Genomic DNA, 6,931 nt, shown 5'->3' on the forward strand with positions numbered 1-6,931 from the left:
CCTTTCGGAAGCGTTTCGTCAAGACAGAATGTGCAGAAATTTTGCAAACATTTTATGAACAACTCACATCCTGCCTTGACGGTGGTTTTATCCGCACATGGCGGCGTTGCGAATGTCGTTCTTGATAAGGCGCAGCACCTTATCGTCCATCGTTTCCTTGCTCGTCTGGCTGAAATGGATGCCCACCATGTAGGTGGTCTTTCCAATCTTTCTGACAAGTACGGGTGCGGTCTGCTCGGTGGCTGTGGTTGCTGTGTTCTTTGTTTTTGCCATTGAATACCTCCTTGAAATGGAAAAAGCCAGACAGGGTGTGAGGGTCGGCAACGAAGTCCGGCAACGGGCTTCAAAAAACCTCAAACATAGTCCTATCTGGCTCTTATACTATTTTTACTTTTTTCTTTGATTTCTCCGTTGCTTTCGTTGCCGGAGAAGAAAACTCCTTGTAAATAAAGGGGTTTTAAGGGATTAGCCCTGCAACGGGGTCGGCAACGGGATAGCAACTGGCTCGGCAACACGGTCAGTTTTTCAGAATGGAAGTTCCATCTGTCGGGCTTCTTCCTCGGTCAGTTCCCGAAAACCGTCAAGCAGATTTGAGCCTGTTGCCGATAGCTCGTTGCCGGACGGTGGGGTGCGTTCCCATCCTCGCTGTCTACCGTACTTGGCAAAGATACGGGGATTGGAAAACGGTGTCCATCCCTCAATGCTGTTGTTCATTATCTCGTTGATTTCTCGGATTTCCCATTGCTTCGGCTCGTCAAAGGGATGGTTCAGAGCTTCTGCATAGATCAGCTTGGAGCAGACCTGTGTGCCATTGTAATTATCAAGGAAAGACTGTATCAGTCCTGCCTTGGTGTCCTCCGGCATAAACTGCTTTTGCAGTTCTTTCAGTTCCTTGTCCATATCCTTTGATAAGGTCAGCTTTACAGGGAAATTGTGATAGATGAACATGGCTTCTGCCCACATAAGGTCAATAAACGCTCTGGATGCAGCTTCATCTTCCAGAATGTGAACCGCAGCCCTTTCGGGGTGTACCATGATGGGCAAGAACCTACGGTTGCCGCTTCGGTCAAGGGGCAGGAAGTCCATCGTATTGGAAGAACCGCCGAACACGCATTGCCTAAGCCTGTCTGCCGGATGGGTTTCATACGGCACTTTATAGGTTTCTTTCGCCCTGCTGATAAAGGACTTAATATCCTCAATGCTCTTGGCGTTGGCTGTGGCAATCATTTCGGACATTTCGATTATCCAATGCCCCTGCATCTTGCGGTAAACATTGTCATCGTCAATCTTCTTTAGGTCATCGGAAAACCATTCGTCTTTGACTGCAAGCAGTCGGAAGAAAGTGGACTTTCCTGCACCTTGCCCACCAACAAGGCAGAGCATGACTTCTAATTTGCATCCGGGCTTGAACACTCTGCTGATAGCTCCCAACATGAAAAGTCGCAAGCATTGATAAGTGTACTCGCTGTCCTCCGCACCGAGAAAACGGGTCAGAGCGTAGCGGATGCGTTCCGTACCGTCCCATTCCAGACTGTTCAGATAGTCACGGATGGGGTGGTACTTATCGCAGTCAGCGACAATGGAGATAGCTTTCTGGATTTTCTTCTCGCTCGTCAGTCCGTATTTATCTTCCAGATAGAGCATCAGATAATTCAGATCCGTATCGTTGAGTGTCGCTGTCTGCTTGCTCCACCAAAGGGGCTTCACAATGTCGATACGCTCCGTGAGAATGTTGTACCTGACAGCACCTTGCAGATATGGGTCATTCTGAAATACTGTCAGACAGTTCCTTATGCTGTTCTTGATAGCTCCGCTATCGGTCAAGTCCAGACTTCCTCTGACTTCTTCCACGGTCATGGTCGGCTGTGGGTTCTGCAAATCGCTGTTCAAGTTTCATCACCTCTTTTCTTTGCTCGGCAACCAGAGCTTTCTTTTCTTCGGAAGTGCCGTACAAGAGAATATCAAGCAGATATTCGATATAGCTTTCTCTTTGCAGGACTTCCACGAACAGGGGATGCCATTCATCCTCCGGCTGTTTCGGTGCGTACTGCTGTTTCCACGCTCGGAGAGAGTGGAAGTAATCGGTCAGCACCTTGTAGCATCGGTTTTCTTCCTGTTGGTATCTCTGCTCTGGGGTAGGTTCTCTTATCTTGGGTCTGACGGATGGCTTCTGCCTACTGTCATAGCAGATACCAAAATCATCAGCTAACTTCATAGCGGCTTCTTTGCTTGGCAGTCCGAACAGTCGGGAAACAAAATCAACTGCATCCCCGTCCGCTTGGCAAGCGAAACAATGGAAACGCATATCCACTTTCATGCTCGGATTTTTGTCATTGTGGAATGGGCAGACTGCCATGCCATGACGGTTAACACGGATGCCGTACATCTCTGCCGCCTGTCGGGTGGTAACATTGCCTTTTACTGCTTCAAATACATTCATTGCATCATCCTTTCGGGAAACAAAAAAGGCACTCGACATTTTCACAAGAGAAAACGGCAAGTGCCTGTTAGAGTTCCATATTCTGTTTTTTGTGCTGCGGAGTTTTCTGCTCCGGCTGTTGTTTCTTCTGTTCCTGCTCAAACTTCAATCGCTCGGTAACGGAGTGCTTCGGTTCGGGCTTCTTCTCAACCGCCTGTTCCGGCGTGAGGACTTTGCCGACCCAGTAGCGAATATCTTTCATCGGCTGCAATTCCTCTTTGACTGTAGCAAGCTGTCCGGCAAGCTCGGCGTGGGTTGCTTTCAGACCGTCATACTCTGTTTGCAGGGCATCCAGATTGACATTCAAATCAACGCCATGCTTTTTCAGAGTGCGGTACGCCTTGTTGTAGGAAGTCAGCTCGTCTTTATGCTTTTCAGCAAAAGCGGCTTGTCTTGTTTTCCAACCGATTTTGATATATTTGTCATGGACTGCCTTGTGGGTCTGGCAATCGGCAACCGCAGTCTGAATAGCGGTAATGACTTTCATTCGGTTCGATGCAGTTTTCATTTCCTTGCTGATTGCTCCGGCTTTCTCGTTCACGCCTTGCAGGGCGGTGTCCAAATCTTCCAGAGTGAAAAGCTCATGTTCTTTCAAATAGATCAGAGCTTTGGAGACAGCTTTCAAATCATCGGCTGTGCCTTTCTGCTGTCCGTACCTCGACCAGTCGCTACGCTCTGCCTTTCGCAGATTCATATAATCACGGAGCAGAGTGGAGAGGTCGGGCGAAGCATTTTTCTTTTCGGCTTCCATTTCCGCAAACGCTTCTTTTGTGGCAGACACAATATCCGCAATCCAGTCTCGCAGACTTTTGATGGTACTGCGGATAGCGTTCATCATGCGGTTAGTGGCTTTAATGTCTCGGTTGAGATTGCCGATGTTTGTTTCAATGCCCTTGCGTTCCAGAGCAGACACGGCGGCTCCCATGTGGACAGTCGGGATAATATCAAGTCCCTGTCTTTCATAGGAACGCATATCCACACGCTCGGCACTTCCGGCAAGCTCCAGATATTTATTCTGAATGACTTCCCATCCGTGTCTCCATTCCTCGGCGTGATACTGTTCGTTCCAGTCAACGGTATCTTCCTTGTGGCTTTTCCATCTGCCGGACGGGAGCTTGATACGCTCACCGTTCTCGTCAAGGTCATAAACCTTTCGGCTCTTGGGCATCCACTTTCCGTTTTCGTCAATGGCTCGCATCGTCAGCATGATGTGGCAATGGGGATTGTGTCCCGGTGGATCGGGGTCATGGATTGCAAAATCACAACACATTCCCTTTGACACGAAATGCTCTTGGCAGTATTCCTGCATCATCTGCGGACACATTTCAAGCGGCACTTCTCTCGGCAGGGCAACAACGAAACGCCTTGCAAGCTGTGAGTTCCATTGCTTCTCCACTTCCTCGGCAGAGTTCCAGAGCGTTGCTCGGTCTGCGTATTCGGGTGGGGCATTGGTCGGCAGCATGATTTCCGTATAAACAACCTCATGCTGTTTTCTGCGGTGGTCTTTGTGCTTCTGGTCGTACTCGGAAAACAGTTTCTCTCCGGCTTGGTAAGCTGCTCCGGCAACTGCGGAATTGCCCTTGCTTCTCTGAACAATTCGTATGTTCAGATGGGGTACTGGCATTTTGTTTGAACCTCCTTTCTCGGTGCAATAAAAAATAACCGATACTTTTCAGCACGGTCGGGGTGAAAATATAAACTTGTCGGTGGTGAATGATTGCTTGCAATCGTTCATCGGCGGCAAGTCCACAAAGGGGTAGCTGTCGCAAGACAGCGCAGGGGAAGTGTAGCTTCCTCTGGATGATTGGAGCAAAGGACTTTTGCGGAAATCATCAAGCTCCCTGCAAGGGGCTTTCGGCAGAACGCAATCACCATCTTTAGGTGGTGTATAATTGCGCCCTGTTTTCCAACAGGGTTTTTAACTCCCGTTCGGTTGCTCCATTTCCTTTCGGTTCTCAATCAGCATATTCAGCTTCTTTTGAACCGCTTCGCTGTGGAAGATGAAAGTCAAAAGCTCCATTACATCATCATCGGTCAGAATGGTCGGCTCTCTCAAAAAGGTTTCCAACATTCCGGCACGAGTGCAAAGGCGGTGGGTTCTCTCGCTTCGGGTCAGTCGCTTGATTTCGCTTTCCAGTCGCTTTTCCTTGTGCTTGGCTGCTGTCAGCTTTCGCTCCGCAACATACTGTTCGTGTTTCAGCTTTTCCAATTTCTCATTGGGCATCGGTTAGGCTCCTTTCGCAATAATAGGTAAAACAAAAGCGACCAACTTTTTACGGTTGATCGCCTTTGGCTTAGTCATTATTCTTAGATTAGTGTTTCGAGTTTCTGATACTCGTGTTCAATTTGTTTTTTGAGTTCTTCAATCCTATCAAACATCTTCTGAACCTCATTGCCGACTCTGTCTTGTTCTGCCTTATCCGGATAAGAAATTGAATAAGATTTCAACCTTGTATCGTTGATAGCCTTCTTGTTCGTTCCTCTGGCAAGTCGCTTGACAATATCCTTTCTGTTAGCTGTGAAATAAGCATAATAGTATTTCAAATTAGTTCTCTTTGGGTCTTTAGGTGTAAGCACAAAACAGAGGTCGCTGGTAACAAACTTTCCGTTAATATAGTGAACTTTTCCAAGGGAACCTCCGGCACCGAATACAAAAATAAGTGCTTCACAGTCATGTGTGTATTCATTATGTGTCAACCAAGTATCAGAAGCTGTAATGAAAGTATATTCACCTTCTTCACGCTTTGAACTTTGAACAGTTCCTTTTTGTATATTGAAAATCTTTCCAATCTCCTTTGCCGGAGCAGGGTCAGGAACATAATAACTGTATGGATGGAAATCATAGTTTTCATCGTAAATATCGCTGTTCACTATTGTTCCACTCACAGAAAGTTCTTCCTTGGTAATAGCTCCACTCAAATACTTTTGGAACTGTTCAAGTTCGATTTTGCACTCTGGCAAATCGTTCTTGTCTGGTGTAGGCAGACGTCCTTCTCCTTTTTCAAATCCATCTTCCTCAATCATGCGAAGGTAAACTTCACCACGATTTCTATATCGTTTGTCAAAGAAAAGGATCAGCGTACTGACTCCAGAATAAGGTTTGAAAACATACGGATGCAATCCGATGACTGCGTACAGTCCGTTTTCAACCATCATTTTTCTCAACTGAACATAAGCACTTTGATTATTTGCAATAATTCCCTCTGGAACGATGAATGCACCTTTTCCGCTTCGAGCTATATGGCTCATAATGTATTCAGAAAATAGAACCTCTGCTTTTTTGGAATTTATTGAAAACTTGTTGTGCGGAGTGATTCCACCTTTAGGTGTAAAGAACGGCGGATTTGCTAAAATCACATCGTACTTTTCTTCCCATCTTTCATCAAAAGTCAGCGTATCATACTCGATGATGTTAGGCGAAGTACAACCATGTAAATACATATTCATGTCGGAGATTCTGACCATTGAAGGTTCAATGTCATAACCAACCAAATTACTCAGAACAGCATTCTTTTCGTCATATCCCATGTTCTCATTAGAGCCAAGAATATATTTGTAAGCCGATATGAGGAAGCCACCCGTGCCACACGCAGGGTCTAATATAGTGTCTGTCTTACTCGGCTTAACAACGGATACGATAAAATCTATAATATTTCTTGGAGTACGGAACTGTCCGAGTTCTCCCTGTGAACCAAGAATACTTAATAAATGTTCATATCCATCACCAAGAATCTCGCTGTCCCCATAGTTAAGATGGTCAATCTCTTTCAAGAACAAGGAGAGCACTTCCGGGTCACGATATGGAACAGTTGCGTTTTTGAAAATTTCCTTGAATGTTTTTGGCAGCGAAGGGTGAATGTAAAACTTTTCAAGTGCTTCGATGTAAAGATTCATTCTCTGCTGTGCGCTAACAGATTTTTTCATAATCTCTCGCCAGCTATATTGCTCATAAGTTCCAGAAAAGTAATTTGCCACGCCACCCATTTCAATAGATTCTTGGTCAATGTCATCCATAAATTTATAGAGCATAGCCAATGTTATCTGTTCAACCTGCGTGTTTGGAGCAGGCAGCTTACCAACCAGAATGTCTCTGGCGTTATCAATTATTTTTTTTGTTTCCACATCTAACATTCGTCTTTACCTCCTACATGGCATATCTTTCGCAGTTGATGTCGTTTATCGCAACATAGTCACTAAAATAATCCAAAACACGCTCACCCTTTATTCTCACATTTCTTGTGGCTCTTAAATCTGTTGCAAGAGGGGAGTTGATAATAACTTGTAGTTGCTTATCACGCACCGCTTTTCGGATTATTGGGTCAGTAATGTATGCTGTAAATAACGATTCAATGTTACGAATTTGGTCACCATATTCATTCAGCGATTCTCTGTTAAGCAAGACGAAGTTTTCAAATTCGTCTTGTATCATCTTGATGTTAGTATATTAGTGTA

General features: G+C 45.6%; 6 protein-coding genes. All 6 read right to left on the minus strand.

Annotated features, from left to right (window positions below; all coding sequences use genetic code 11):
* Positions 1-87 precede the first annotated feature (87 nt).
* Positions 88-273 carry a transposon-encoded TnpW family protein gene (locus DS742_RS28120; protein ID WP_117420208.1) on the minus strand — a complete coding sequence of 62 codons (186 nt, stop codon included), beginning with the start codon at positions 271-273 and terminating at the stop codon, positions 88-90.
* 252 nt (positions 274-525) lie between these two features.
* Positions 526-1,857 carry a virulence-associated E family protein gene (locus DS742_RS28125; RefSeq protein ID WP_117420209.1) on the minus strand — a complete coding sequence of 444 codons (1,332 nt, stop codon included), beginning with the start codon at positions 1,855-1,857 and terminating at the stop codon, positions 526-528.
* Positions 1,814-2,440 (minus strand): CHC2 zinc finger domain-containing protein, encoded by a 627-nt coding sequence (locus DS742_RS28130; protein WP_117420210.1) that lies wholly within the window; start codon positions 2,438-2,440, stop codon positions 1,814-1,816. The genes DS742_RS28125 and DS742_RS28130 overlap by 44 nt, the downstream gene beginning before the upstream one ends.
* Before the next feature lie 67 nt (positions 2,441-2,507).
* Positions 2,508-4,103, minus strand: a complete 1,596-nt coding sequence (gene mobQ / locus DS742_RS28135) for a MobQ family relaxase (RefSeq protein WP_117420211.1) — start codon at positions 4,101-4,103, stop codon at positions 2,508-2,510.
* 294 nt (positions 4,104-4,397) lie between these two features.
* A complete protein-coding gene (locus tag DS742_RS28140) occupies positions 4,398-4,703 on the minus strand; it encodes a DUF3847 domain-containing protein (protein ID WP_117420212.1) in 306 nt (101 codons plus the stop codon).
* Positions 4,704-4,786: 83 nt separating this feature from the next.
* Positions 4,787-6,610, minus strand: coding sequence for an N-6 DNA methylase (locus DS742_RS28145; protein WP_117420213.1), 1,824 nt, complete (start codon positions 6,608-6,610; stop codon positions 4,787-4,789).
* Positions 6,611-6,931: the final 321 nt, after the last annotated feature.

Source organism: Lacrimispora amygdalina (assembly GCF_003432035.1).
Lineage (GTDB): Bacteria > Bacillota > Clostridia > Lachnospirales > Lachnospiraceae > Lacrimispora > Lacrimispora amygdalina.